Source organism: Acetobacter sp., assembly GCF_047721705.1.
GTDB lineage: Bacteria > Pseudomonadota > Alphaproteobacteria > Acetobacterales > Acetobacteraceae > Acetobacter.
The window spans coordinates 39,683-63,621 of sequence record NZ_JBDNXK010000003.1; the positions used below are offsets into that span (position 1 = coordinate 39,683).

Consider the following 23,939-nt stretch of genomic DNA (forward strand, 5'->3'; position numbering starts at 1 on the left):
GCCACGGTTTCAGCTTTCCTTGTTTTCGAGGAAAGGCTTGAGGAGTGTCAGATCGGCTGCCGAGAGCCGGTCCGATGCTGTGGAGCACTGGTGCCAATAAGGGTAAAGCAGCGGCGGTCTGCTGACTTCTTCCAGTTTCTGAATATCTTCCGCATTCAGCTTCAGGGTTGCAGATTTCAGATTATCGGTAAGTTGCTGATCATTCCGTGCGCCGATCACCAGACTGGCGACGCCGGAACGCTGGAGCAGCCATGCCAGTGCGACCTGTGCGGCGGAAGCGCCTTCATAGTGCGAGGCGACGTCGATCAGAACTTCGACGATATCATAAAGAGCTTCCACATCCCGGACGGGCGGTTCCTTCCAGTGAGCGGCCTTGCGCGTGCCTTTCGGCTCGGGTTTGCCGCGACGATATTTCCCTGACAGCAGACCCCCTGCGAGTGGTGACCAGATGACGGCGTCCACGCCCTGATCGACTGCAATGGGCAGCAGCTCGTATTCCGCTTCACGGGCCTGAAGCGTGTAGTGAATCTGCTGGGCCACCGGACGCACCGTGTTGTTCCGTTCAGCGGCGGACAACATTTTCATGATGTGCCAGCCTGAAAAGTTCGAAACACCGACGTAACCGATCTTGCCGGTGCTCTGGAGATGATCGAGTGCGGCGAGTATTTCCTCAACAGGAGTTTCACCATCCCACTCGTGACACCAGTAAAGATCGATATGATCCGTTTTCAGTCTCTTCAGGCTGGCTTCACAGGCTTTGATAAGGTGATGGCGTGACAGGCCGCGCTCATTGGGCCCTTTGGAACCCGTCGGGAAGCGGGCTTTCGTGCCCAGAAGCAGACGGTTGCGGCGATCCGCATCGAGAGCCTCGCCAATAATTTCTTCGGATGTGCCGTCTGAATAGATGTCGGCGGTATCAAGCATGTTCACACCGGCATCAAGCGCCATGTCGATCTGCCGCCGTGCGCCAGCAAGATCCGTGTTGCCGGTTTTGGCGAAATCACCCTTGCCGCCAAATGTCATGGTGCCGAGAATAAGGGAGGAGACTTTCAGGCCGGAGCGACCAAGAAGACGATATTCCATCAGTGTTGAGTCCTTGCTGTGCCAGTGAGGGTGATCGGGCCGGGCATGGCATGGCCATTGGCCCACGTTTCCACAATGCGGTCAGAGTCGAGGATATTGAGGGCAGGATTGCCTGCCACGACGAGAAGATCGGCCCGTTTGCCGGGAGCGATTACGCCACGATCGGAAAGATCAAGCAGTGCCGCGGCATTCTGTGTGGCGATCTGGATCGTTTGAAGCGGTGTCAGCCCTGCCTGCACGGTCAGGGCCAGTTCACGATGCTCTGCGACGCCGGGCACGCGGAGCGGTGTGGCGCCGCTATCGGTGCCGAAACCGATCTTCACACCTGCATCATGAAGCGTTTTCAGATTTTTCAGGTTCATCGCCAGAGAAGAGCGGGCGAAATCAGCTTTCTTGCCAACACTGTTCTGAATCTGCCAGGCGGGATCCCTGACCTGTTCAAGCAGCGGCATGGAAAGGCCCGCGATGGCAAAAGGCGTTTTTGTCCAGTCTGCCCGATCGGCCCACGCCGTGCTGGCTTCATCGAGTTGCAGCGTGGCGATATACCAGATGCCACGCGATTTCAGTTCATCGATCAGATGCTGGGTGACAGGCTTGTCCCGCACGCCGTGTGCGAGAATATCCACTCCGGCAGCGACGACATGTTCGGCGTCATCAAGATCGTGGATATGGGCGGCGACACGGAGATGTCGCTTGTGTGATTCGTCCACGACAGCCGCAATGATTTCCGGCTTCATCTTGACGGGCAGGGTGCCGTCGAAATCATCGACCCAGATCTTCATGAGATCTGTGCCTTCATCAGCCATCTTGTCCACGTCCTGCCGTGCTTCGTCGGGCGTCGCCGGACGGAAAAGCTGGTCTGGCACGACATTGATGGGGGGAGCGCCTTTTACAACGCCGATGCCCTGATCCACCCCGAAGAGATCGGCAGGTGTCTTGCCCGCGTGCGCTTCCTTGCGGAGCGGATCGAAGACTTCCGGTATGTTGTTGCCGAGCGCCGTCACTGTGGTGACGCCATAACGGCGGTACTGCGTGAGGGCGTTAATGATGTTGTCGCGCGTATAGAACTGCGAGCCGGTGGTGACGCCTTCATACTGGCCGACATGGCTGTGGTCGGAGATGAGCGCGGGCAGCACCGTGTCGCCCGAGCGGTCCAGTATTTTCGTATGAGCCGGGATTGTGATGTTGCTGCCGACCGCAACGATCTTTCCATCTTTCATGAGGATGGTTGCATTTTCCACCGGCGCGACTCCTGTGCCATCGATGACGCGCACATGGGTGAGGGCGACCACCGAAGCGACCCTCGGGCCATCGCCCCGCTGGGCGGCAATGGCGTTCGTGCTGATGAAAAGGGCCGCTGTGGCCAGAAGGATGCGTCTCATGGTGGTCTCCGAGGTTTAGGGATTAACGGACGCACTGTTACGTTCGTTCCCTTCTGGCCGGGGGCGCGGCACGCGGAAGCGCGCCTTCCGACAACGCGACCAGAGAGGGAAACCGGGTGTCACCACCAGTTGCGTCAGCACATGCGGAGCATTGTCCTGTTCCGTGTCAGGCTGGCGCCTCGTGTCAGACATGCGGCAGGCTCCTTTAGTCAAAGAGATGGGCTTGTGGCCGTCGCTCTTTCAGCCGGACGTCTGGGACAGGGTGTCGAAGGGAGGGGTTTGTTGCCAAGAGTCATAAACGTAACGATCCCGTGATCGCTTCGTTGGATGAGCGTTCTCCTATCGATCCACATGGCCCAGATCGCGGTCCGGATCGATGACGTCACGGACCAGTTTCTTCAGCTCCTTGGGGCCTGGAAAGCCGCCATCGCGCTTTCTCTCCCACACCAGAACACCGTCCACCGTAATCTCGAAACGACCACCCGTGTCGGGGCAGAGCGCCACTTCCGAAAGCTCCGTGCCGAAGGTGTTGAGCAGTTCTTGCGCCATCCATGCGGAGCGGAGTAGCCAGTTGCACTGCGTGCAGTAGCGGATCGAAACCTGGTGAGTCTGTTCGTTCATGGAAGGCTCTCCATCGGGCATAGTCTGTCCGGACTTTGCGTGCGGTCGGGGAAGCATCGTAGAAAGCATCCTGCGGCAACGCCATATCTCAATCACCGCCTCTGCAAGGATCGCCCCGATGAAAGTCGCCCTTGGACAGTTCGCCGTTGCTCCAGACTGGAACGCCAATCTCGCGCAATGCGTGTCGCTGATCGACAAGGCCGCGGCGGAAGGAGCAAAGCTTCTTATCCTTCCGGAGAGCATCATCGCGGCGGACATGAACGATCCTCGCATCACCGTGCGCACGGCGCAGCCGCTTGACGGCCCCTTTGTCATCGGCCTGATCGACGCGCTGGCGGGCAAGGATCTGACAGTTATCTGCTGTATCGCGACGCCGGACGCATCCGGGCTGACCCATAACTGCCAGATCGTGCTCAATGCGTCCGGTCTGGTCGCCAGCTATCGCAAGCTACATCTCTATGATGCCTTCAACATGAAGGAATCGAACGACTATATCCCCGGCACGGAATTGCCGCCCATCGTTCAGGTGGGCGACATCAAGGTCGGACTGATGACCTGTTACGACGTGCGCTTCCCGGAGGTGGCGCGTTCACTCGTTGTGCGTGGCGCGGATCTACTGACAGTGCCAGCCGCATGGGTGCGCGGTCCCGGCAAGGAGTGGCACTGGGAAGTGATGGTCACGGCGCGGGCTCTGGAGAATACCTGTTATGTAGCCGCCGTGGGTGAGTGTGGACCGCGCAACATCGGGTGCAGCATGATGGTTGATCCGCTGGGTGTGGCTGTCGCGCGTGCGGGTATCGCGCCAGATCTGATCTTTGCCAATGTGGATCTTGAGCGCATCCGCGCAACTCGTGAGGTGCTGCCAGTGCTTGCAAATCGTCGTTTCAAGGATCCTGAGCTTGGGCAGAGTGGCGCGTAGATGCTTCGGCTTGGCCGGAATTCAGTTGGAAAGGAATTCATCTTTTTCTGAAGAAAAAGAAGCAAAAAGACTTTGAATTATAAGGGTGGAATTGGATCAGCAGCATTATTCTCTGACGCAAAAAAGTTTTCTGGTTCTTTTTTTTCCAAAAAGAATGGAGCCGCTTACAATCCTGTCTTTTAGAGACAAACAACTTCTGAAACCGGAGCCACTATGGACACGCTGAACGAGATGAAAGACCTGATCCAGAGCCGGGATGATGGCTTCGTCCATGTTCGTGGCGCACGCGAACATAATCTGAAAAACGTCAGCGTGGATCTACCGCGTGACAGTCTTGTGGTGTTCACCGGCGTTTCCGGTTCCGGCAAGTCCTCGCTTGCATTTGGCACACTCTATGCCGAGGCGCAGCGTCGTTATCTCGAGTCCGTCTCCCCCTATGCGCGCCGTCTGTTCCAGCAAATGCCTGTTCCGGACGTGGACAGTGTGGACGGCCTGCCCCCAGCCATTGCGCTCCAGCAGCAACGCGGCGGCAGCTCAGGACGCTCATCCGTTGGCAGCATTACGACGCTCTCCAATCTTCTGCGGATGCTCTATTCCCGCGCCGGAACCTATCCGACAGGCATGGCGCGTCTGGAAGCAGAATCCTTCTCGCCGAATACCCCGATGGGGGCCTGCAAACGCTGTCACGGACTGGGACGCATCCACGATGTGACGGAAGCGAGCATGGTTCCGGATGATTCTCTCAGCATCCGCGATCGGGCCGTCGCATCATGGCCGACGGCGTGGCAGGGGCAGAATCTGCGCGACATCCTCATCACCAAAGGTGTCGATGTGGATTGCCCGTGGCGTGATCTGCCGAAAAAGACACGTGACTGGATTCTTTTCACTGACGAAACGCCGACCTATCCAGTCTATCCCGGTTTCACACATGAGCAGGTGCAGCGCGCCATCGCCCGTGGACTGGAGCCCGGCTATCAGGGCACCTTCACCGGTGCACGGCGCTACATTCTTCAGACATTCGCCAACTCGCAGAGCGCCATGATGCGCAAACGGGTCGAGGCGTTCATGACCTCCACCGACTGCCCGGAATGTCACGGTCAGCGGCTGAACGCCGATGCGCTACGTGTGACGTTTGGCGGCTACAACATCGCAGCCATGACGGCCCTGCCGCTGGAAACCATCGCCGCGACATTGCGGACGTCAGTGGATGCAAACCCGGCCGAGGATGCGACCGCCATTGCCGCCGGGCGCATTGTCGAAGACATTATCGCGCGCATCGGCGTGCTGGAAGATCTTGGGTTGGGCTATCTCCAGATGGATCGCGGTGTGCAGACGCTCTCACCCGGCGAGTATCAGCGCCTGCGTCTCGGCACACAGATCCACTCCAATCTGTTCGGTGTGGTCTATGTTCTGGACGAGCCTTCCGCCGGTCTGCATCCTGCCGATACACAGGCGCTTCTCGCGGCGCTCGACCGTCTGCGCAATGCCGGAAATTCCCTTTTCCTTGTCGAGCATAATCTCGATATCGTCCGCAACGCGGAGTGGGTCGTGGATGTCGGCCCACAGGCAGGCACACGCGGTGGCGAGGTGCTGTATTCCGGTCCGCTTGCTGATCTGAAAGACGTCGAGGGCTCCCGCACACGGGATTACGTGTTTGCCGCCACTTCGAAAGTGAGCCACGCGCCACGCAAGCCATCCGGATGGCTGAAACTGGACGATATCAACTGGAACAATCTGAACGGCCTTTCGGCTTCATTTCCACTTGGTGCGTTTACGTCCGTCACTGGCGTGTCCGGTTCGGGAAAATCCTCGCTGGTCAGTCAGGTTCTCACAACAGTTGTCGCCAAGGCGCTTGGTCAGGCGTTGCCGGAAGCGGATGAGGACGAGAATGCACTTGTCTCGTCGGCGCATGCCGGTGAGCCGGAGGGGCGTATTGTGGGAGGGCTGGATGTGATCAAACGCCTTGCGGTGATCGACCAGAAACCCATCGGTCGCACGCCCCGTTCAAATCTTGCGACCTACACAGGGCTTTTCGACACGATCCGCAAGCTCTACGCCGGAACGGAACTGGCGCGGAAACGCAAATACGATGCGGGCCATTTCTCGTTCAACCTTCCGAAAGGCCGTTGTCCAACCTGCGAAGGCGCTGGATCGACCATGGTAGAACTTCTGTTTCTGCCGAGTGTCTATGCGCCGTGTCCTGCCTGTCATGGCGCACGCTACAAGCCTGACATTCTGGAAGTCACCTATCGCGGAAAATCCATCGCCGAGGTGCTCGACATGAATGTCGATGCGGCCTGCGTGTTCTTTGCCGAGGATGCTGGCCCGGCACAGGCGCTGACCACGCTTCAGCGCAGTGGGCTTGGACACCTTAAACTCGGTCAGCCCGCAACGGAACTCTCAGGGGGCGAGGCGCAGCGGATTAAACTGGCAACGGAACTGCAAAAGCAGCGTCGTGGTCATACGCTTTACGTTCTCGATGAGCCAACGACCGGCCTGCACCCATCGGACGCAGACCGGCTGATGGATCATCTCCACGAACTGGTGGAGGGTGGCAACACCGTGATCGTCGCCGAACACGATATGCGTCTGGTGGCGCGGGGAGACTGGGTGATCGATCTCGGACCGGGTGCGGGCAATAAAGGCGGTCACATCGTGGCGGAAGGGACGCCGCACACGGTCGCGCATGTCTCCGGGAGTGTCACAGCACCGTTTCTGGCGCGCTATACGGGATAGTGATTCTACTGTTCCAATGACAGAGCAGAAGCTTTGTGAAAAGCGATATGTCCTGTTCTGCCGCATCGGATTTCATACTGGGGTTCGGGAGAAGACGCGTGGTGCGTATAGCCGTTGACCTCAAAAGGTTGCCGGTGAATCGCGATGACCGTGCCGGATGTGCGACCACCTTCATATTTCCATGAGACCAGATCGCCGGTTTTGAACGTCGTCATCATTTTTCCTTTGGAGGAAATGGAAAGCATAAAGTTGGGACAGGTGTGTTCCTGTCCCGACTGAACGCATGTCATTCACACAGCAGCGAGCAGTTCCGCGTCGGCTGCCGAGCCAAAGAACTCGTAGCGGATGTTGGCGACCGGGACGCCAGCCGTCTTCAGCGCATCCACCATGTCGCGCATGAAGGAATCCGGGCCACAGATACGATAAATCGCGTGGGGATCGACGTGCTTCGTCAACCAGTCTTTCGTGATGCGGCCAGCATGATACTGTACGCCCGATTTGTCCGTGGCGCTGGCGGGCACACCCGCACTGAAGAAAATATCGGCCTGTAAAATACCGGACGCAGCCAGCTTCTGCACGTCCGCGCTGAACGCTTCGGTTTCAGAGGCATGAGTACCGTGGATGAAACGGACGGTCTTTTTCTCGTTGGGCGATAGCGCATCAACCGCAGAGATGAACGGCGTCAGGCCGACACCCGCGCTGAGAAAGACCGTTTTCTGTTCCTTGGTCGGATCATACACGAAGTCGCCAGAAGGTGCGGAAACCTGCAACTCAGTGCCTTCCCGCACCGTGTCATGGAACCACGAGGAGACAACGCCACCGTCTTCCTTGCGGACGCTGATCCGGTAATGATCCGATGAAGGCGCGGACGAGATGCTGTAGTTGCGACGCTGCGAGCCGTGACCCGGAATGTCCAGTTTGAAGCTCAGATACTGGCCCGGCAAATGTTTCATCACTGGCTTGCCATCGGTCGGCACCAGTTCGAATGAGCGGATGATGCTGCTTTCATGTTTCACGGAGCGGACGCGGAAGGGACGCCAGCCGATCCAGCCACCGGGAGCGGCTTCGTGCTCGTCGTAAACCTTCTTTTCAATCCCGATCAGAAGGTCTGCCAGGAACCAGTAAGCTTTGGCCCACGCATCCATGATTTCCGGGGTGGCGGCATCGCCCAGCACGTGTTCGATGGCCCCCAGCAGCGCCTTGCCGACATACGGGTAATGCTCGGGCAGGATGTTCAGCCCGACATGCTTCTGCGTGATGCGTTCGACCATGCCGCCGAGATTGCCGAGCGTGTCGATATTGCGGGCGTAGGCCAGCACGGCGAGGGCCAGAGCCTTGGGCTGCTCCCCGTCTTTCTGGTGCGACATGTTGAACAGGTCGCGGATCTCGGGATCGGCCAGAAGGCGGCTGTACATTTCCCTTGTGATATCGAGTCCATGTGCTTCGAGAGCCGGGACGCAGGCTTTGACGATGGAACGGGTTTTCTCATCGAGGGGGGCGGCCATCTGACTTCACTCCTTAAAAGGTGTTTCAGTGAGTAATCTTATGGGGCGCGTGTTTTGAAGGTGTCAACATGGGAAACCTTTTCTGGTGGTCATGGCCCCTATGCTGGTTTATCAGTGCCGCATGCGCCTCACCGTTCAGTCCGATTACGCCCTGCGTGCGCTGGTTTTTCTGGCCAGCAATCGTGAACGGCTGTCCTCCATCCGCGAAATCGCCGGGATTTATGGCATTTCGGAAAACTACATGGTGAAGATCATTCATCGTCTGGGTGTTGGTGGTTTTATCGAGACGATCCGGGGCCGTAATGGCGGATTGCGGCTGGCACGACCGCCGGAGGAGATCCGTATCGGCGATGTGGTGCGGTTCACGGAGGAAGATTTTGCCGTGGTCTCATGCATGCAGACTGAGCGCAAAGAAGGTGGAGGCTGCCTTTTGATGCCGGATTGCAGCCTGCGTCACACATTGGGCGAAGCTCTGGAGGCTTTCCTTGCGGTGCTGGACCGGAAGACGCTGGCGGATGTGGTGGGAGAGTGGGAGCAGCGAAAGCTGGCGACAGCGCCGGCACACTGAATGGTTTCTGTTGATATAGTATAACATTACGATTAGGGATGGTGCCCATGCGCCCATTCCGGTCTTTTCTGCTGCCTTTTCTGCTCTTCGCAGGCATGATTCCGGCGCAGGCAGCGGTTCCGACAATACGGATTGTGGCGGCGGAAAATGTCTGGGGCGACATCGCGGCCCAGATTGGCGGCCCGGAAGTGTCTGTCAAAAGTATTCTCAGCATGCCGGACGTGGAGCCGCATCTGTTCGAACCGGTGCCGACGACAGCACGCGATGTGGCCGATGCCGGTCTTCTCATCATCAATGGTGGCGGTTTCGACCCGTGGATGGACCGTCTGGCCGGCACGCATCCCTCCATTCGCGTATCGGACATCGCCGACTGGCATGATGGGGACAACGCTCATCTGTGGTTTGATCCTGCCGTAGCGGAAAAAGTCGCTCAGGCCGTGGCGCATGCCTTGCATGACGATCCACAGACGGTCGCTTCGCTGGGGCATTTCGAGCAGGCTGTCACGCAACTGGAAACCCGTATAACCGCCCTGCGACCAAAAGTAGCGGGTACGAAGATCGCTGCGACTGAGCCCATTCTGGGACGTCTGACAGACAGGCTGGGGCTGGTGACGGAGAACGCTGCCTTCCAGCTTGCCGTAATGAACGATGTCGAGCCGGGGCCAGCCGAAGTCGCCCGGTTTGAAAGCGCCCTTCGCAACGGTACGATAAAACTGCTGATCTATAACCAGCAGGTCGTCACACCGTCTGCCGCGCGGCTGCTGGACGTGGCGGAGGCTGCACATGTTCCCTGTATTGCCGTGACGGAAACATTGCCGCCCGGCCAGCACTGGCAGGACTGGATGAACGCCATTCTGGACAAGATGGAAGCGGCGCTCCTTTCCTCCGGACATTCGTGATGCAGGACGATGCGGTTCGGTGTGACGATGTGACGCTCGCGCGCGGCGGACGCGAGATTCTTACCGGCGTTTCCTTTTCCATTCCTCAGGGCGCTTTCGTGGGCCTGTTCGGACCGAACGGTGCAGGCAAGACTACGCTTCTGCGCGCGCTTCTGGGACTGGAAACCCTCGCTCATGGGCATATCACGGTGCTGGGGGCCACGCCTCGGGCCAGCATCGGACAAATCGGTTATATGCCGCAGAGCCGAAGCGCCAATGGCGCGTCCCTGACAGGATGGGATCTGCTGGCTTCGGGCATGTCCGGCACACGCTGGGGGATTCCCCGACTTACACGCGAGGACAGGCTTGCCATTCAGGAAGCGCTCGACGCGGTCGATGCGACGCCTCTGGCCACGCGGCGGCTTGGCTCGCTGTCCGGCGGGGAACGTCAGCGACTGTTGATCGCGCAGGCGCTTATCGGCTGGCCTTCGCTGCTTCTGTTGGATGAGCCGCTCGCCAGTCTTGATCCGGTGCGCATGCGTGATGTGGCGGAACGTCTGGGACAGATCGCACGACAGCGGGGAATGACGGTCATCTGTTCCGCCCATGACGTGAATGCGCTGATGGGTGTGATGGATTCCGTTCTGTATGTTGCGCGGGGTCGTGCCCGATTGGGACGGGTGGATGAGGTGATGACCACCGAGAGCCTCTCCGCTCTCTATGGTGCGCCGGTCGAAGTCTGTCGCGCACCATCCGGTCGGCTGCTGGTCAGCGCGGACGCCTTCTGATGTTCGCCTATGATTTCATGCGCATGGCTATCGCAGCCTCCGCTTTCGTGGCGCTTCTGGCGGGTCCTGTCGGATGGTTTCTCGTTCTGCGCGGACAGAGTTTTGCCGGACATGCGCTGGCGCATATCGCCTTCGCGGGAGCGGCGGGCGCTGCATTGATGGGCTGGTCTCCGCTTGGAGGGCTGTTCGTCGCGGCGATTCTTGCCGGTGGGATCATGGGGCTGGCCGGACAGGAAAAGAATGGACGCGACGTTGCGATCGGTCTTGTGCTGTCTCTGGCGATGGGTTGCGGCGTGCTGTTCCTGCACCTGATGACCCGGTCGGCCTCGGTCGCCAATGCGCTGCTGTTTGGCAATGTGCTGGGCGTCAGCGGCACCATGCTGGCCTCGCTGGGAATATTTACCGTGCTGGGCTGCGCTTTGCTGGCGCTCCTGTCCCGACCCTTGCTCTTTGCAAGTCTTCAGCCGGAACTGGCGGAGGCGCGGGGCGTCAGGACACGGTTGCTCTCGACGCTGTTCCTGATGCTTGTCGGGGCCGCGACGGCGGAGGCGGCACAGATTACGGGCGTGCTGATGGTTTTCACGCTCATGGTTGGCCCCGGAGCCGCCGCGCACAAGTTAGGTGTGTCTCCTCTTGTGGGAATCGGGTGCGCGGCCGTTCTGGCTATTGGAGAAGCATGGAGTGGGCTGGCGCTCTCGTGGTGGACCGATGCGCCTGTTTCGTTCTGGATCGCGGTCCTGAGTGTGAGTGTGTTTCTGCTGGCTGGTCTGCGGCGGCGGATATGAAGTTGGCCCATGCTGGACCGTGCCTTGCGAAAAGGTGGGAAAGCTGGGAAAAGTAGCCGGAATACTGTGGTATGAGCAGGAAAGGCGTGCTGGGTATGAAAAAGGTTCTGTGGGGCAGCGCGCTTCTGGCAGCCTTCATGATGGCAGGAGCCGTCACCCCGGCCAACGCTCAGGAAGCGCCCGACGACGACAAGCCATCCGGGCCGGACATGCACGCTCTTTCCTCGCGCTTTAACGCTGTCCGGGTGAAGAAAGACTATAGCTATATTCACCGTCCCCGAGGCGACAAGGTCGTCGAGCAGCCCGATATTGACCGTCTGCTGTTCTGGACGCCGGACGGAAAGCCGGATGGTTATGCCCAGCGTCGTGGCGATAGCGTGATCTATTATGATGCCGGGGGCCGCCCAACACGCGTGGAACGGATTCCGCCGGGCGTCGCCGACTGAGATGGGGCTCAGGGCTACGTCTTAAAAGCCGCTGATTTCCTTTGCGGCCACTTCCCAGCCCACCGGTTTGAAGTAACTCCGAACGACCTGTTCCGCCTCTGCAAGCGCGCCCGTATCGAACATCATGCGTGCGGCTTTTGCCAGTCCGTCTTCCAGATTGTCCGGGTTGAAGGTTTCGACCAGTTCCTGTCCCGCTTCGGGTAAAGCACCCCGATTCGAGATCAGGCAGGCTTTGCCCCGCGCCAGACTTTCTGAAACAGGCAGTCCCCATCCTTCGTAAAACGAGGGGATCATCACGAACAGGGCGTGACGATAAAGCTGTTCAAGCTGCGCATCCGTGGGGGCCCGGACAATGATGATATGCTCGTCGAGAAAATTGCTGTTGTGAATCTGCTGCATCAGATCGTCGGAAAGCCAGCCGGACGAGCCTGCCAGCATCAGTTTGGGAATGCTGTTTCTGTTGCCCGTTTCCAGCAGTCGCCGCCACATGCGGATCAGAAAGAGATGGTTCTTCCGTGCTTCAAAAGTGCCGACAGACAGAACATAGCGGTCAGGCAGGGAAAGCGAAGGGGCTGTGGCCTGCGGTTTTGCCGCGAGGGCAGTTCCCATGCTGATCGGCTGAGCCGCAATGTCTGGAAAAACACGTTTCAGATCGGCGCAGGTGGCGCGGGAAACCCCGAAAACCCGGTCGCAATGTGGAAGAATGCTGCGCAGCCAGCGCTCGAAAATGCGTGGGAGCCCGGCTGGGCACCATTCCGGGAATAGCAGCGGGATGATGTCATGCACAAGCAGACCGAACTGCATGTCATATGCTTGGCGATAATGGCCGATGAGCGCGCCATAATCAGCGTGTGACCAGGGTGCGCCGAGGGAGAGGAGGACGTCCTGCGGTGCCGGAGAAAAAGGAGCGTCGGTTTTTTTTGCTCGGGCGTGATGAAAGGCTTGTTTCAGCGTGTGGCCTGCACCCCGAAGCAACTGTGGCAGGGCTTTGCGTGTACCGCTCTGGTGCGCGATCAGTTGCCCGAGTGGCACGCGGACCGCGGGAGGCAGGCGCAGGGCAAGTCGTCGAAGCGCGGAAGGGGTGAGGCGAGGCACCGCTGTTTCCAGAAGCCCGGAATGGGGTGTCACGTGACTGGCGAGGCGTTCATACAGCGCGGCCACCTCGCTCCATGCGACGGGGTGGAAGCGTCGTCCGTCTGGAGAGTGACGCAGAAAGCCGACCCGACCCTGCATGTCCGGCAGGCAGCGCATGGCGTTCTGGATTTCGAAGGCAACCCGCTGGATGCCGCTTGGGCGCATATTGACGCGGCTGTATTCGAACAGATCCTCGACATCGAACCAGAAATGTCGGGAGGGAAAAGCCTGCATCGCCGGACTGCCTGTGACCATGATCGCAGTCTCTTCATAGTCGAGACCGTCCGGCGATGCCAGAATGGGGGCTACAGACCGGCTGCGATGACGGCCTGCGCTTCGGCTGCGCTCAGCGTGACAGGTGCAGGGGGAGCGGTAACCGCCCCGATGAGGCTTTCCAGAACGGGGAGCAGCGTGGCGATGGCCTGCACGATGGTGTTGACGTTGGAAGGCAGGGCGCTCTGGAAGTCCTGAAGAATGACGAGAGCCGCCTCCGTGGCGCTTTCGGCAGTTGCGACCCAGTTTTCAGCCACTGTAAGCGTGACAGTGGATGCCGCGTCCGCTGCCACTTCGGCCGTAACCTTGCTGATGTTGGTAATCGCAGTTGTGATTTTCGTGGCGTTGCTGGTGCCAATCACGGTCGTGACGGTCGATGAATTCACAAGCTGCGTCAGGCCGGATTCAATGCTGCTGATGATGGAGAGAAGCTTTGTTACATTAATGGAATAGGTCGTGCCGCCGCCTGATGTCGTGGTTGTGCAGGCACTGACCGCTGCGACTGTTCCAAGAGCGGCAAGCGAGGAAACCCCGGACCGCAACAGGGTCCGGCGGGAAAGAGTGTTCATGAAAAGCCTTTGTTTTTAAATGGGATTTTGGGAGAAATCTATTCAGGGTGAAATGCCTTGCAGCGAGAGAAAAATTCTCTTCTCGGAGGAAGAGTCGCTGCACAAACATTCCCGTCCTTAACAGTCTCCACTCTTTTTTGTGGCAAGAAGCGGGCTGTTCGAGCGGTGGGGAACTTTTCTCCCGCCTTTCCTGCCGTTAGAAGGAATCCTGCATCTGATTCCCGTGACCTGCGATGAGGCCCGTTTCGTGAAAACCGCGCTTTCCCTTTTTTGCGTGACGGCTTTCTGCCTCGCTTCTCCGGCCATGGCTCAGGAAGAAAGTCTCTCCTCGGCGGCTGAAAATTCAGTGCCCAACGAGCAGCTTCGCAAGGAACTGGCGGTGTTGCAGAGCAATCCGGATGAAGCGAGTGACTCCTGCGTCAACGCCATGAAGGAGCTTCACGCGACGCAGGCCAAGATCGCCGAAATCGAAGACAAATCGACCTCGCCTGACATGACGGTGGCCAAGGATGTGCTGGAATCGGATTTTGAAAGCGCCATCGAGATGTGTGGACCGGACGCACGCCGCGTATGCAGCAGCGAATCCCATCCGTCCGACAAGCTGGCTAAGGCCTGTGCAGTGCTGAAAGCCGATTCGGACTAAAGGTCAGCGATGCTCATGTCGGCTCGCCGCCACCAGCACTTTTCAGCGGGACGGGGAGCTGGAAGCATGGGCAGCGGATTGCCCGCGAACTCTACGGTGTTGGTCGGTGTCTCCTGAAGCGTGATGGTCGTGCAACGCAGCACACTTCCATCCGCCACCAGAAAAGCATCCAGCTTTGCTTTCATCAGACACGCCATGAGTTCCGTCGTCGGATCGCCTGGTGTGACGACGATACGTTTTGCACGCTGCGGTTCATGCGCGAGGAACCAGCCCAGTAACGGATCATCCTCGGCCAGTTGCAGGGCGTGATCGAGACTTTCATCGACAAACCGATGCCATGTGCTTTTGGCGCGCTGGAACGAGACCGGCATGTTCGCCACGCCGTCGAGTGATGCGATCGACGTGGGTTCCAGTCGGACAGTGACGAATTCGTTATGGCCGTGAGGGAGGGCACAGCTTTCGCTGGCCCCGTGGATCAGTCGATGGCCCATCGAGAACCGGCGGGTGAAGATCAGGTCAGTCATGGGCGACATGCTCTTTACGGGTGGCTTCGTACGCTTCCCAGCCTGTTTTCCGGAGTTCGCAGGCCGGGCAGGTACCGCAGCCATGTCCCCACGGGTGGAGCGTACCACGTGTGCCAAGGTAGCAACTGTGGCTTTCATGATTGATGAGCGTCACCAGCTTCTCGCCACCCAGCGTTTCCGCCAGCGCCCATGTCTGTGCCTTGTCGATCCACATGAGAGGCGTGTGCAGCACGAAACGGGTTTCCATGCCGAGATTGAGGGCCACCTGAAGCGCCTTGATCGTATCATCGCGGCAGTCGGGATAGCCGGAATAATCGGTCTCACAGACACCCGTGATGATGTGGCGCAATCCGCGGCGATAGGCGAGGGCTGCGGCGAAACTGAGGAAAATGAGATTGCGTCCCGGCACGAAAGTGCTGGGTAGACCGCTTTCCGTCATCTGGATTTCCGTCTCGCGCGTCAGCGCCGTATCGGAAACCTTGCCGAGCGCGTCCAGCCCAAGAGTGTGGTCGGGGCCAAGACGATTTTTCCACCCATCTTTCAGCTCTGCCATTCCGGCACGCAGCGTATCGCGGCAGGCGAGTTCCACGGCATGGCGCTGGCCGTAATCGAAACCGAGTGTTTCCACGCGGGCAAAGCGATCGAGCGCCCATGCCAGACAGGTGGCGGAATCCTGACCGCCTGAGAACACCACCAGTGCGCCATCCTGAGAAACAGGGCAGGGAGACTGAAGAGACATGGTCACGGAATCCCGATCAGCTTGTGCGTCTGTAAGGACAGTCGCCATTGAGGATGCTCCAGACAATAACGTACTGCGGCATCCGTGTTGGCGAGACGATCTGGTCCATCCATTGGCTGCAACCAGAACTGCTCGAAATCGAGCGTAAGCATATCCGCCGGATCGAGACCATCCTGCGGATAAACGAGCTTCAGTTCCTGCCCGCGTCGCTGCACCCACTCTGATCCGGCTTTCGGACTGATGCACAGCCAGTCGACTCCGTCCGGCGCTTCCACTGTGCCGTTGCTTTCAACCGCAATGGTAAATCCTTGTGTGTGCATGCTCGCAATCAGCGCGGCATCAAGCTGAAGAAGTGGCTCTCCACCGGTAAAGACGACAAAACGCCGCTCATAACCGGAGGCGGGCCACATGGCGGCGATGGTCGCGGCGAGACTGTCCGCATCCTTGAAGCGACCACCTCCCGGTCCGTCCGTGCCGATAAAATCGGTGTCGCAGAAACGGCAGATTGCCTTGTCCCTGTCCGCTTCGCGTCCGGTCCACAGATTGCAGCCTGCAAAGCGGCAGAAAACCGCCGCCCGTCCGCTCTGGCCGCCCTCGCCCTGAAGCGTGAGGAAAATTTCCTTAACGGTATACGTCATGGCCGCTCATGTCGGGCATGACGCGGCGGAAGGCAAGGGCAAATCAGCCTTTGTGAGGTGCGAACAGGATGACAGCCGTGCCCGCCAGACTGAGTGCTACGCCAAGAAGGTCGGCGCGATCGGGACGGATACCGTCAGCGCACCACATCCAGAAAACGGCGACCGTTATGTAGATACCGCCATAAGCGGCATAGGCCCTGCCCGCTGCGCTGGCGTCGATCAGGGTCAGGAGCCACGCGAAAAGCGCAAGCGACAGGCAGCCGGGGAACAGCCAGAGGGCCGAGCGGCCTTCCTTGAGCCATGCCCAGAAGGAAAAACATCCTGCGATCTCTGCAAAAGCTGCCAGCGTGTAAATGAGAAAGGCCATGAATATCCTTAATGGTAGGTTAATAGTTGCCGATTTCGTGGATGATTTAAACGTTTTCTTAATGATTGTATCGAAAATCCCGGACGGTAACGTTTTTATGGCGTTCGCTTGATGAACTAATAACTCTGGGAGGAGGTGATTAACGTCCTATTACCTATGTGATGAACGCATGGTCTGATAAAAATCATTTCACAGAGCGGTTGCAAAAAAACTAGAAAATAAAAGGGTAAAACAGATGTCTTCCATGCGTGAACTCTCCGTTGCCGAACTCGACACCGTTTCTGGCGGTTGCTGCCATCAGCCTACCCATTCTTGTGGCGGTGGCGGCTTCCCGCAGTCTTCTGTTTCCCTTTCCGGCATGATCGGCGCTTACGCCGGATATCTGGCCGGCATGTATAACGTCGGGGCTGATTACTTTAACCACGCAAGCTGCTCCACCATTGCCAGCGCCTGGCAGAATGTCGGTGCGGATATGAAGCTGGGTTATTCCATGGGGCAGAGCATGTCGGTGAGTGGGGCGATGCAGCTGTTGCAAACCACCATTTCTTCAATCAGTAGCGCTGTCACGGTTTCTGGTTGTGGCCACATCACCTCGGAAAACCTGATTACGTTCCCCAGCAGCAGCTCCAATCCGTTTGGTTGATCTGAAAGGCGAGAGAGTTTTTCGGTTGGTCTGAAGAATCTTTCGTCCAGTTCCTCATAATTGCTGTTTTATCCGGAATATGCCCGCTTCATCATGGAGGCGGGCATATTTTTTGGGATCGAAAATCTCTACTGAACAACATGCAATTTTTGTGCAGCAGAACAATCATACACGCTGCATTGTCCACACCACCCGTCCAATGATCGTCAGGGCATGTCCTTCAGGTTTGCTGAAACTGACCTGATCGGCGGGAAATGTTTCCGAACGATAGGCCTGATTGTCTGACTGCACGAGAAAGTCGCCGTTAGCCGTGCGGGAGACCCGTTTCACAAACAGGGCGCCGTGCATGACCACGGCATAAACCCCCTCGATGCGCGACGATGGGCGTGTGTCGATCAGCAGCCTGTCGCCACTATGAATGGTTGGCAGCATGGAATCGCCATCCGCCGTGATGATGATCAGCCCGGTCGGCTGCAACCCGAGTTCATCGGTCAGGAAAAAGCGGGGAAACTGTACAGGCTGGGCACTAGTTTCCTCGCAGGTCCGTCCGAAACCGGCCGAAGCTCTGGCGTCGTAATAGGTGACGGCCACCGACGAGGACAGTTTGGTGTCTCCCGTCCACAGCCAATCAGCGGAAACGCCCAGTTCATGAGCCATTTCCTCAATTTTTGAAGGTTTCCAGTCGGAGCCGGGACGCTGATATTTGCCGATCATGGATTCGGAAATGCCCGTGGCCAGATGAAGCTGACGCGCCGAGCCATACTGTCTAATGGCCTGTGCCAGCCGTCCTTCGCGTGTGGAAAGGTCTGTTCCGTGGCGGGGGGCTGGTCCCCGGCGACGTGTGGGCTTTTCCGTTGTCATGACTGGAGATTATACGAAATGATATTGTGTCCACTTAATAATACGATGGAAAGCGGTATTTCTTTCTTGTTTATATGATCTAAATGACTCATATTAAGCTCCGTTGCTTCGGGAAACGATCGGAAATCCCCAAGACATCATCGCCATAAGCGTCAAAAAGCTTACAGGGTGAATGGAATATGACACATATGAATTATAAAGAGCAAGCAGGGTCACGTGCGTATGACGGACCAAACCCCATCCGCATGACGGAAAGAGAGTGGACGACCATGACGTGCGCACTTGCGGGAGCGCACATTCAGGAACTCAACGCATTGCGGGAACAGGCGCGTTATGCGGCCCGCATGGCCCTTATGGCGCCACCTGTCGCGCTGCCGGTCGCTCAGGAAGAAGCGGAGAAGGCTATGAGCGGTCTGTTGGAGCGGCTCACTGAACTCGATGTCCGGTTTTCTGTCCCGAAGCAGGTTTCTGTCAGGGAGGTGGTCTGATGGTGAAGAAATTCGAACCAGCGCGCGCCCAGACGGTGGAGAAGCAGGCGGTCGATCTTTATGCGCAGGGGAAAAGTATCCGTGCGATCTCCGACCAGATCGGCGCTTCCCGCTCCTATGTTCATCGTCTGCTGATGCGACGGCGATCGGAAGCACTGAAATCCATTGTCAGCAGTGTGCGGGTCAGGGAAGGGGATGAGCCGTTGCCTTCAGGAAATGCCATCAGCATGGGCGCGATCATGTTTCACAACCGTCGTTACGCCCATTGAAAACAGCTTTTTTATCAAATGGATTTTAAAAAACGGATTACCTGCAATGGCGAGGAGTCAGGCTCCTCGCGGCAGAAACGATAAATGATGAAAGTCTTTACCTGCTTTTTGACGCGGCATCGAACGCATCCATAATGCGTGTCGAATAAACCAGAGCGGCGCCTGCATTCAGGGCGATGGCGACACTCAGCGCCTCGCCGATTTCCTCCCGTGTGGCGCCTGCTTTCACCGCTTCTTCCGCATGAATGGTGATGCAGCCGTCACAGCGTGTGGTGGCGGCGACGGCAAGGGCGATCAGTTCACGGGTTTTGGCATCGAGATGGTTGGTTTTCGCGCTCGCGCCGTTCAGGGCAAGAATGCTCGACACGGTGTCAGGTGACACGGAGGCATAGGCGCCAATGGCCTTGCCCAGATGTTCGCGCCGCTCGTTCCAGTCTGACCAGTCACTCATGATCCATTCTTCCGTTTAGTAAGGAGAGTGGTTACGGTAGACGGGTTCCGCGGCTGTCAGTCTTCACCACTCCGTGAAGGAGATGTCACGACCCGGTGTAGGCTGTCGCGCGACTCTTGCTGGCGGCGGCGTGTCTCGCTATCGGCAGATTCATGAACGTCATGAACGCAACCCCCTCATCTGCTCAGCAGTCCGGACCTTTCGCGCTTTATGAGGAGCGTGTGGCGGACGGAAAGCTCCGGCGCGATCCGGATCAGGAACGCGTGGCCAGACGGCTGGACCGTCTCTGGCAGGAACTGAAAAACTATCATCCTGCGCCACCCAGACCGGCGGAAGAAAAGAAAGGCTTTCTAGCGAAAGTCGCACGGAAGCTGCCGCACAGGGTGTCTGAACTGCTGGGGCAGGGTGATGAGAACGCGGACATTGATGTGCCGCGCGGGGTTTATATTGTCGGTCGTGTCGGGCGCGGCAAGACCATGCTCATGGACCTGTTTTTCTCCTGTGTGTCGATGCAGAAGAAACAGCGCATCCATTTTCTGACGTTCATGCAGGAAGTCCATCAGCGGATTCGCGCGCTAAAGGACGCCAATCCCGGCATGTCAGACCCGATTCCGCCGCTGGCGCAGACCATTGCCCGCGATGCGACGCTGCTCTGCTTCGACGAGTTCCAGATCAACGACATCGCGGATGCCATGATTCTCGGGCGTCTGTTCGAGGCGCTCTTTGCCGAGAAGGTCGTCATCGTCGCGACGTCGAATACGGTTCCGGGTGATCTGTTTCAGAATCGCCCGGGAGCGGACGCTTTCAAGCCGTTCATCGCCATCATCAAGCGGCATCTCGATACCGAGGAACTGGATTCGGAGACGGATTATCGCCGTGGACGTGAGCAGGACGACACGACATGGACCGTTCCGGCCGATCAGACGGCCAAAACCCGGCTCGACAAGATCGTTGCCCGCTATGGTGAAGGGCACCCGGGTGGGAAAGTGACGCTGGAGTTCAGCGGGCGGACTCTGCCGGTGGATCATGCGCAGGGACCGGTTGCACGTTTCGATTTCACTTCTCTGTGTGGACGGCCACTGGGTCCGAACGATTTTCTGGCCATTGCGCACAAGTTTCCCGTCGTTGTGATCGATGACATTCCGGCTCTCGGGCCGGATGACGCCAATGTTGCGCGACGTTTCATCACTTTGGTCGATGCGTTGTACGACAACGGAAATCTGCTGTTCGTCTCCGCCGACGCCACGCCGGATCACCTCTTTCCGGCAGGAGAAGGATCGGACGCGTTCGCCCGTACGGCCTCCCGTCTCATGGAAATGAGCAGTGAAAGCTGGCTCGCACGCGCCCATGCTCCCGGAGGCGTCCTCTCCAGACCGTGACAGCCAGGTCTCTTGTCGTGCCTTTTTGCCCGGTCTAGCAAATTTCACAGGGACCCGGCCACGACCGGGTCAGGCTGGTTCATCGGACCATCCGGCAGAGACGACGGAGATCAAGAGGGTGCATTCAGGCACGCAATCCTGTCCGGCGTTTTCAGCACGTATTCCGGTGACCGGTTCTTTAGCTTGGTGGGTAACAGTCGGGCGGAACCGAAAGCCGACGAAGAAAGACACAGGAGTGTTCTGACATGGCGGGCAGCGATCTTCTTACGGCGGCGTTGAGCGGTAGCAATATCGCCTATGTGGCCGACCTGTATGCACGGTGGGCCGAGGACCCGAAGAGTGTCGATCCGTCCTTTGCCGAACTGTTCGGCTCTCTGGACGATGAGGCCGCTTCCATCCTTCAGGACGCCTCTGGCGCATCTTGGGCGCCGCGCAAGTCCATCATCACGGGTGATGAGCCGGCGCCCGTTCCGGCTGGCAAGGGTGCAGGCAAAGGCGCCGGTCTGGCTGCGACAGACAGCCTCGCCATTGCACAGCTGATCCGGGCGTTCCGGGAGTTCGGTCATCTGGAAGCGCAGACCGATCCGCTGGGTCTGAAAGTTCCGGCTCCTGCCGTCGAGCTTGACCCTGCGACCTATGGCTTCGGCGCGAAGGATCTCGATCGTCCGGTCTATATCGGCACGCTGCTTTCTCCGATCCTGCCGGGGCGTGACACGGCAACCGTCAAGGAAGTCGTGGCGGCGCTGCGTCAGGTCTATTGCGGCGCGATTGGCGCGGAATACATGTATGCGCGCTCCGAAGAACAGCGCGAGTGGTTCCGCTCCCGTCTGGAAGGCGACAACTGGCCCAGCAGTGTCACGGTCGAGGAACAGAAGTCGATCCTCAAGAATCTGACGGAAGCTGAGGGCTTTGAGTCCTTCTGCCAGAAGCGTTATGTCGGCGCGAAGCGCTTTGGTCTTGAGGGTGGTGAAGTCTCCATCCCGGCATTGCATGCCGTGATTGATCAGGTCGCGCAGCAGGGCGTGAAGTCGGTCGCCATCGGCATGGCGCATCGCGGCCGTCTGAACACGCTGGTGAACGTGGTCCGCAAGCCTTACGTCGCCATTTTCAACGAATTCGGCGGCGGCTCCTTCAAGCCCGATAACGTGGCCGGTTCCGGTGACGTGAAATACCACCTCGGTTCCTCCACGGACGTCGAGATCGGTGGTCACTCCGTTCACATCTCGCTCCAGCCGAACCCGTCGCATCTTGAGGCGGTCGATCCCGTGGTCTGCGGCAAGGTCCGCGCCGCGCAGGATGATGATGGCGACATTGAGAAGCGTCTGTCGCACATGGCGATCCAGATCCACGGTGACGCGGCCTTCGCCGGTCAGGGCGTGGTCTATGAGACGCTGTCCATGTCGCAGCTCGCCGGTTACCGCACGGGTGGTTCAATCCATATCATCGTCAACAACCAGATCGGCTTCACGACCAATCCGGTGAACGGTCATTCCGGTATCTATGGTTCCGACATGGCCAAGGCCATCGAGGCACCCGTGCTGCACATCAATGGCGACAATGCCGAGGCCGTGGTCTATGCCTCGCGTCTGGCGGCTGATTACCGCCAGAAATTCGCCAGCGACATCATTCTCGACATCGTCTGCTATCGCCGTAACGGTCATAACGAGACGGACGAACCCGCCTTCACGCAGCCCGTGATGTATAAGGCCATCGCCGGTCACGAGACGCCTCACACCGTCTACGCTAACCATCTGGTGAAAGCCGGTGTGCTGACGGAAGACGAGGTGAAGGCGCAGTGGGATGCGTTCCACGCCAAGCTGGACGAGGACTTCAAAGCGGCGCAGTCCTATAAGGTGAACAAGGCGGACTGGCTGGAAAGCAACTGGGCCGGTCTGCAAGCTCCCCCGAAGGCGGGCGAAGTCACGAAGGTCGAGACCGGTGTGTCGAAAGACGTGCTGACGGAAATCGGCGCAGCCATTACGAAAGTGCCGGAAGGGTTCGATCTCAACAGCAAGATCGCCCGCCAGATGAAGGCCAAGGCGAAAGCCATCGAGACCGGTGAAGGCATCGACTGGGCGACCGGCGAGGCTCTCGGCTTCGGCTCCCTGCTGCTGGAAAAGCATCGCATCCGTCTGTCAGGTGAAGATGTGCAGCGCGGCACGTTCAGCCAGCGTCATGCCGTGGTCATCGACCAGACCAATCAGCAGCCCTACACGATGCTGAATCACATCAAGGAAGGGCAGTCCCAGATCAATATCTGGAACTCGCATCTCTCCGAGTTCGCGGTGCTGGGCTTCGAGTATGGCTACACCATGCACAATCCGAACAACCTCGTGTTGTGGGAAGCGCAGTTTGGTGACTTCGCCAACGGTGCACAGGTCATCATCGACCAGTTCATCGCTTCGGGCGAGACGAAGTGGCTGCGCATGTCCGGCCTCGTGCTGCTGCTGCCGCATGGGTATGAAGGGCAGGGACCGGAGCACTCCTCCGCCCGTCTGGAGCGCTATCTCCAGCTCTGCGCCGAAGACAACATGTTCGTCTGCAACATCACGTCGCCGGCCAACTACTTCCATGCGCTGCGTCGTCAGCTGAAGCTGCCTTACCGCAAGCCGCTGGTGCTGATGGAGCCGAAGTCGCTGCTGCGTCACAAGCTTGCCGTTTCCGCTCTCACCGAGTTCGAGACAGGCACGAGCTTCCGTCCGGTGATCGGCGAGATCGATCCGCTGGCTGACAACGCCGTCGAACGCGTCATCCTCTGCTCGGGCAAGGTCTACTACGATCTGCTGGAAGCACGCCGTGAGCAGAAGCTGGAGAAGGTGGCGATCATCCGTCTTGAGCAGCTCTATCCGTTCCCGGAAGCAGAGCTGGCCGCCGAGCTGAAGCGCTACCCGAACGCCAAGGAAATTGTCTGGTGTCAGGAAGAAACCCGTAATGGCGGCGGCTGGCACTTTGTCGATCGTCTGATCGAGGGTGCGCTGGATGTGGCCGGTCATAAGGTCGGACGTCCGGCTTATGTCGGTCGTGCGGCAGCCGCAAGCCCGGCAACGGGTCTGGCGAAGACGCATGCCGCCGAGCAGGCCGCGCTGGTCAAGAACGCACTGGGACTGAGCTGAAGAAGAAGGCGCGAGCCGTCGGGAAGGGGGCTCGCGTGTTTTGCATGGCTGATTTCGTGTCTGTCTCGCAGACGTGATGGCCATCAACACGGTGCATGAATATCGAAGACCCCATGTTGGGGGCATAACAGGAGAGT

At 58.6% G+C, this 23,939-nt stretch carries 27 protein-coding genes; 13 read left to right on the forward strand and 14 right to left on the reverse strand.

Annotated features, from left to right (window positions below; translation table 11 throughout):
• Nucleotides 1-9: 9 nt before the first annotated feature.
• The 4 genes from ABF824_RS01000 to ABF824_RS01015 form a co-directional block, all read right to left on the reverse strand.
• Nucleotides 10-1,083: an aldo/keto reductase gene (locus ABF824_RS01000; RefSeq protein WP_415485945.1), complete on the reverse strand. Its 1,074-nt coding sequence runs from the start codon at nt 1,081-1,083 to the stop codon at nt 10-12.
• On the reverse strand, nt 1,083-2,465 hold the full coding sequence (locus ABF824_RS01005; RefSeq protein ID WP_415485946.1) for an amidohydrolase family protein: 1,383 nt from the start codon (nt 2,463-2,465) through the stop codon (nt 1,083-1,085). The genes ABF824_RS01000 and ABF824_RS01005 overlap by 1 nt, the downstream gene beginning before the upstream one ends.
• A gap of 15 nt (nt 2,466-2,480) precedes the next feature.
• Nucleotides 2,481-2,657, reverse strand: coding sequence for a hypothetical protein (locus tag ABF824_RS01010; RefSeq protein WP_415485947.1), 177 nt, complete (start codon nt 2,655-2,657; stop codon nt 2,481-2,483).
• A gap of 147 nt (nt 2,658-2,804) precedes the next feature.
• Complete coding sequence (locus ABF824_RS01015) at nt 2,805-3,086, reverse strand: SelT/SelW/SelH family protein (RefSeq protein WP_415485948.1); 282 nt, start codon at nt 3,084-3,086, stop codon at nt 2,805-2,807.
• A 118-nt stretch (nt 3,087-3,204) separates the two neighbouring features.
• Between ABF824_RS01015 and ABF824_RS01020 the strand changes: the two genes are divergently transcribed.
• Both ABF824_RS01020 and ABF824_RS01025 read left to right on the forward strand, forming a co-directional pair.
• The gene (locus tag ABF824_RS01020) at nt 3,205-4,005 is read left to right on the forward strand and encodes a deaminated glutathione amidase (RefSeq protein ID WP_415485949.1); all 801 of its coding nucleotides are present in this window, start codon (nt 3,205-3,207) and stop codon (nt 4,003-4,005) included.
• Nucleotides 4,006-4,218: 213 nt separating this feature from the next.
• Entirely contained in the window at nt 4,219-6,741 is a 2,523-nt protein-coding gene (locus ABF824_RS01025) for an excinuclease ABC subunit A (RefSeq protein WP_415485950.1), read from the forward strand.
• Between the two features lie 5 nt (nt 6,742-6,746).
• On the opposite strand, the gene ABF824_RS01030 is transcribed toward ABF824_RS01025, so the two are convergent.
• Both ABF824_RS01030 and hmpA read right to left on the reverse strand, forming a co-directional pair.
• Nucleotides 6,747-6,959, reverse strand: a complete 213-nt coding sequence (locus tag ABF824_RS01030) for a DUF2945 domain-containing protein (RefSeq protein ID WP_415485951.1) — start codon at nt 6,957-6,959, stop codon at nt 6,747-6,749.
• Nucleotides 6,960-7,031: 72 nt separating this feature from the next.
• Complete coding sequence (gene hmpA, locus ABF824_RS01035; RefSeq protein ID WP_415485952.1) at nt 7,032-8,246, reverse strand: NO-inducible flavohemoprotein; 1,215 nt, start codon at nt 8,244-8,246, stop codon at nt 7,032-7,034.
• A gap of 121 nt (nt 8,247-8,367) precedes the next feature.
• Between hmpA and ABF824_RS01040 the strand changes: the two genes are divergently transcribed.
• From ABF824_RS01040 to ABF824_RS01060, 5 genes are all read left to right on the forward strand, one after another.
• Nucleotides 8,368-8,814: an RrF2 family transcriptional regulator gene (locus ABF824_RS01040; protein WP_415485993.1), complete on the forward strand. Its 447-nt coding sequence runs from the start codon at nt 8,368-8,370 to the stop codon at nt 8,812-8,814.
• Between the two features lie 47 nt (nt 8,815-8,861).
• A complete protein-coding gene (locus ABF824_RS01045) occupies nt 8,862-9,713 on the forward strand; it encodes a metal ABC transporter solute-binding protein, Zn/Mn family (protein ID WP_415485953.1) in 852 nt (283 codons plus the stop codon).
• The gene (locus ABF824_RS01050) at nt 9,713-10,480 is read left to right on the forward strand and encodes a metal ABC transporter ATP-binding protein (protein WP_415485954.1); all 768 of its coding nucleotides are present in this window, start codon (nt 9,713-9,715) and stop codon (nt 10,478-10,480) included. The genes ABF824_RS01045 and ABF824_RS01050 overlap by 1 nt, the downstream gene beginning before the upstream one ends.
• Complete coding sequence (locus ABF824_RS01055; protein WP_415485955.1) at nt 10,480-11,265, forward strand: metal ABC transporter permease; 786 nt, start codon at nt 10,480-10,482, stop codon at nt 11,263-11,265. The genes ABF824_RS01050 and ABF824_RS01055 overlap by 1 nt, the downstream gene beginning before the upstream one ends.
• A gap of 71 nt (nt 11,266-11,336) precedes the next feature.
• A complete protein-coding gene (locus tag ABF824_RS01060) occupies nt 11,337-11,711 on the forward strand; it encodes a hypothetical protein (RefSeq protein ID WP_415485957.1) in 375 nt (124 codons plus the stop codon).
• Nucleotides 11,712-11,732: 21 nt separating this feature from the next.
• Here the strand turns inward: ABF824_RS01060 and ABF824_RS01065 are convergent, their stop codons facing one another.
• Both ABF824_RS01065 and ABF824_RS01070 read right to left on the reverse strand, forming a co-directional pair.
• Complete coding sequence (locus ABF824_RS01065; protein ID WP_415485959.1) at nt 11,733-13,100, reverse strand: glycosyltransferase family 4 protein; 1,368 nt, start codon at nt 13,098-13,100, stop codon at nt 11,733-11,735.
• Nucleotides 13,101-13,150: 50 nt separating this feature from the next.
• Nucleotides 13,151-13,687: a hypothetical protein gene (locus tag ABF824_RS01070; protein WP_415485960.1), complete on the reverse strand. Its 537-nt coding sequence runs from the start codon at nt 13,685-13,687 to the stop codon at nt 13,151-13,153.
• A gap of 223 nt (nt 13,688-13,910) precedes the next feature.
• Between ABF824_RS01070 and ABF824_RS01075 the strand changes: the two genes are divergently transcribed.
• A complete protein-coding gene (locus ABF824_RS01075) occupies nt 13,911-14,330 on the forward strand; it encodes a hypothetical protein (RefSeq protein WP_415485961.1) in 420 nt (139 codons plus the stop codon).
• Here the strand turns inward: ABF824_RS01075 and ABF824_RS01080 are convergent.
• Genes ABF824_RS01080 through ABF824_RS01095 form a run of 4 tightly spaced genes read right to left on the reverse strand, consistent with a single transcriptional unit; the run spans nt 14,327 to nt 16,598 of the window.
• Nucleotides 14,327-14,854 carry a 6-pyruvoyl trahydropterin synthase family protein gene (locus tag ABF824_RS01080; protein WP_415485962.1) on the reverse strand — a complete coding sequence of 176 codons (528 nt, stop codon included), beginning with the start codon at nt 14,852-14,854 and terminating at the stop codon, nt 14,327-14,329. The two genes, ABF824_RS01075 and ABF824_RS01080, sit on opposite strands and share 4 nt — an antisense overlap.
• Nucleotides 14,847-15,593, reverse strand: coding sequence for a 7-cyano-7-deazaguanine synthase QueC (gene queC / locus ABF824_RS01085; RefSeq protein ID WP_415485994.1), 747 nt, complete (start codon nt 15,591-15,593; stop codon nt 14,847-14,849). Before queC ends, ABF824_RS01080 begins: the two co-directional genes overlap by 8 nt.
• A gap of 2 nt (nt 15,594-15,595) precedes the next feature.
• Complete coding sequence (queE, locus tag ABF824_RS01090) at nt 15,596-16,231, reverse strand: 7-carboxy-7-deazaguanine synthase (RefSeq protein ID WP_415485963.1); 636 nt, start codon at nt 16,229-16,231, stop codon at nt 15,596-15,598.
• A 43-nt stretch (nt 16,232-16,274) separates the two neighbouring features.
• Complete coding sequence (locus ABF824_RS01095; RefSeq protein ID WP_415485964.1) at nt 16,275-16,598, reverse strand: YnfA family protein; 324 nt, start codon at nt 16,596-16,598, stop codon at nt 16,275-16,277.
• Between the two features lie 244 nt (nt 16,599-16,842).
• Between ABF824_RS01095 and ABF824_RS01100 the strand changes: the two genes are divergently transcribed.
• Complete coding sequence (locus ABF824_RS01100; protein WP_415485965.1) at nt 16,843-17,241, forward strand: hypothetical protein; 399 nt, start codon at nt 16,843-16,845, stop codon at nt 17,239-17,241.
• A 165-nt stretch (nt 17,242-17,406) separates the two neighbouring features.
• Here the strand turns inward: ABF824_RS01100 and ABF824_RS01105 are convergent, their stop codons facing one another.
• Entirely contained in the window at nt 17,407-18,102 is a 696-nt protein-coding gene (locus ABF824_RS01105; protein WP_415485966.1) for a LexA family transcriptional regulator, read from the reverse strand.
• Nucleotides 18,103-18,371: 269 nt separating this feature from the next.
• On the opposite strand from ABF824_RS01105, the gene ABF824_RS01110 reads away from it, so the two are divergent.
• Together ABF824_RS01110 and ABF824_RS01115 are read left to right on the forward strand one after the other, a co-directional pair.
• The gene (locus ABF824_RS01110; protein WP_415485967.1) at nt 18,372-18,590 is read left to right on the forward strand and encodes a hypothetical protein; all 219 of its coding nucleotides are present in this window, start codon (nt 18,372-18,374) and stop codon (nt 18,588-18,590) included.
• Nucleotides 18,590-18,859 (forward strand): helix-turn-helix domain-containing protein, encoded by a 270-nt coding sequence (locus ABF824_RS01115; protein WP_415485968.1) that lies wholly within the window; start codon nt 18,590-18,592, stop codon nt 18,857-18,859. The genes ABF824_RS01110 and ABF824_RS01115 overlap by 1 nt, the downstream gene beginning before the upstream one ends.
• A 97-nt stretch (nt 18,860-18,956) precedes the next feature.
• On the opposite strand, the gene ABF824_RS01120 is transcribed toward ABF824_RS01115, so the two are convergent.
• Entirely contained in the window at nt 18,957-19,310 is a 354-nt protein-coding gene (locus ABF824_RS01120) for a carboxymuconolactone decarboxylase family protein (RefSeq protein ID WP_415485969.1), read from the reverse strand.
• Between the two features lie 152 nt (nt 19,311-19,462).
• On the opposite strand from ABF824_RS01120, the gene zapE reads away from it, so the two are divergent.
• Both zapE and ABF824_RS01130 read left to right on the forward strand, forming a co-directional pair.
• Nucleotides 19,463-20,689, forward strand: a complete 1,227-nt coding sequence (gene zapE / locus ABF824_RS01125) for a cell division protein ZapE (protein ID WP_415485970.1) — start codon at nt 19,463-19,465, stop codon at nt 20,687-20,689.
• A gap of 245 nt (nt 20,690-20,934) precedes the next feature.
• Nucleotides 20,935-23,802, forward strand: a complete 2,868-nt coding sequence (locus ABF824_RS01130; RefSeq protein WP_415485971.1) for a 2-oxoglutarate dehydrogenase E1 component — start codon at nt 20,935-20,937, stop codon at nt 23,800-23,802.
• Nucleotides 23,803-23,939 lie beyond the last annotated feature (137 nt).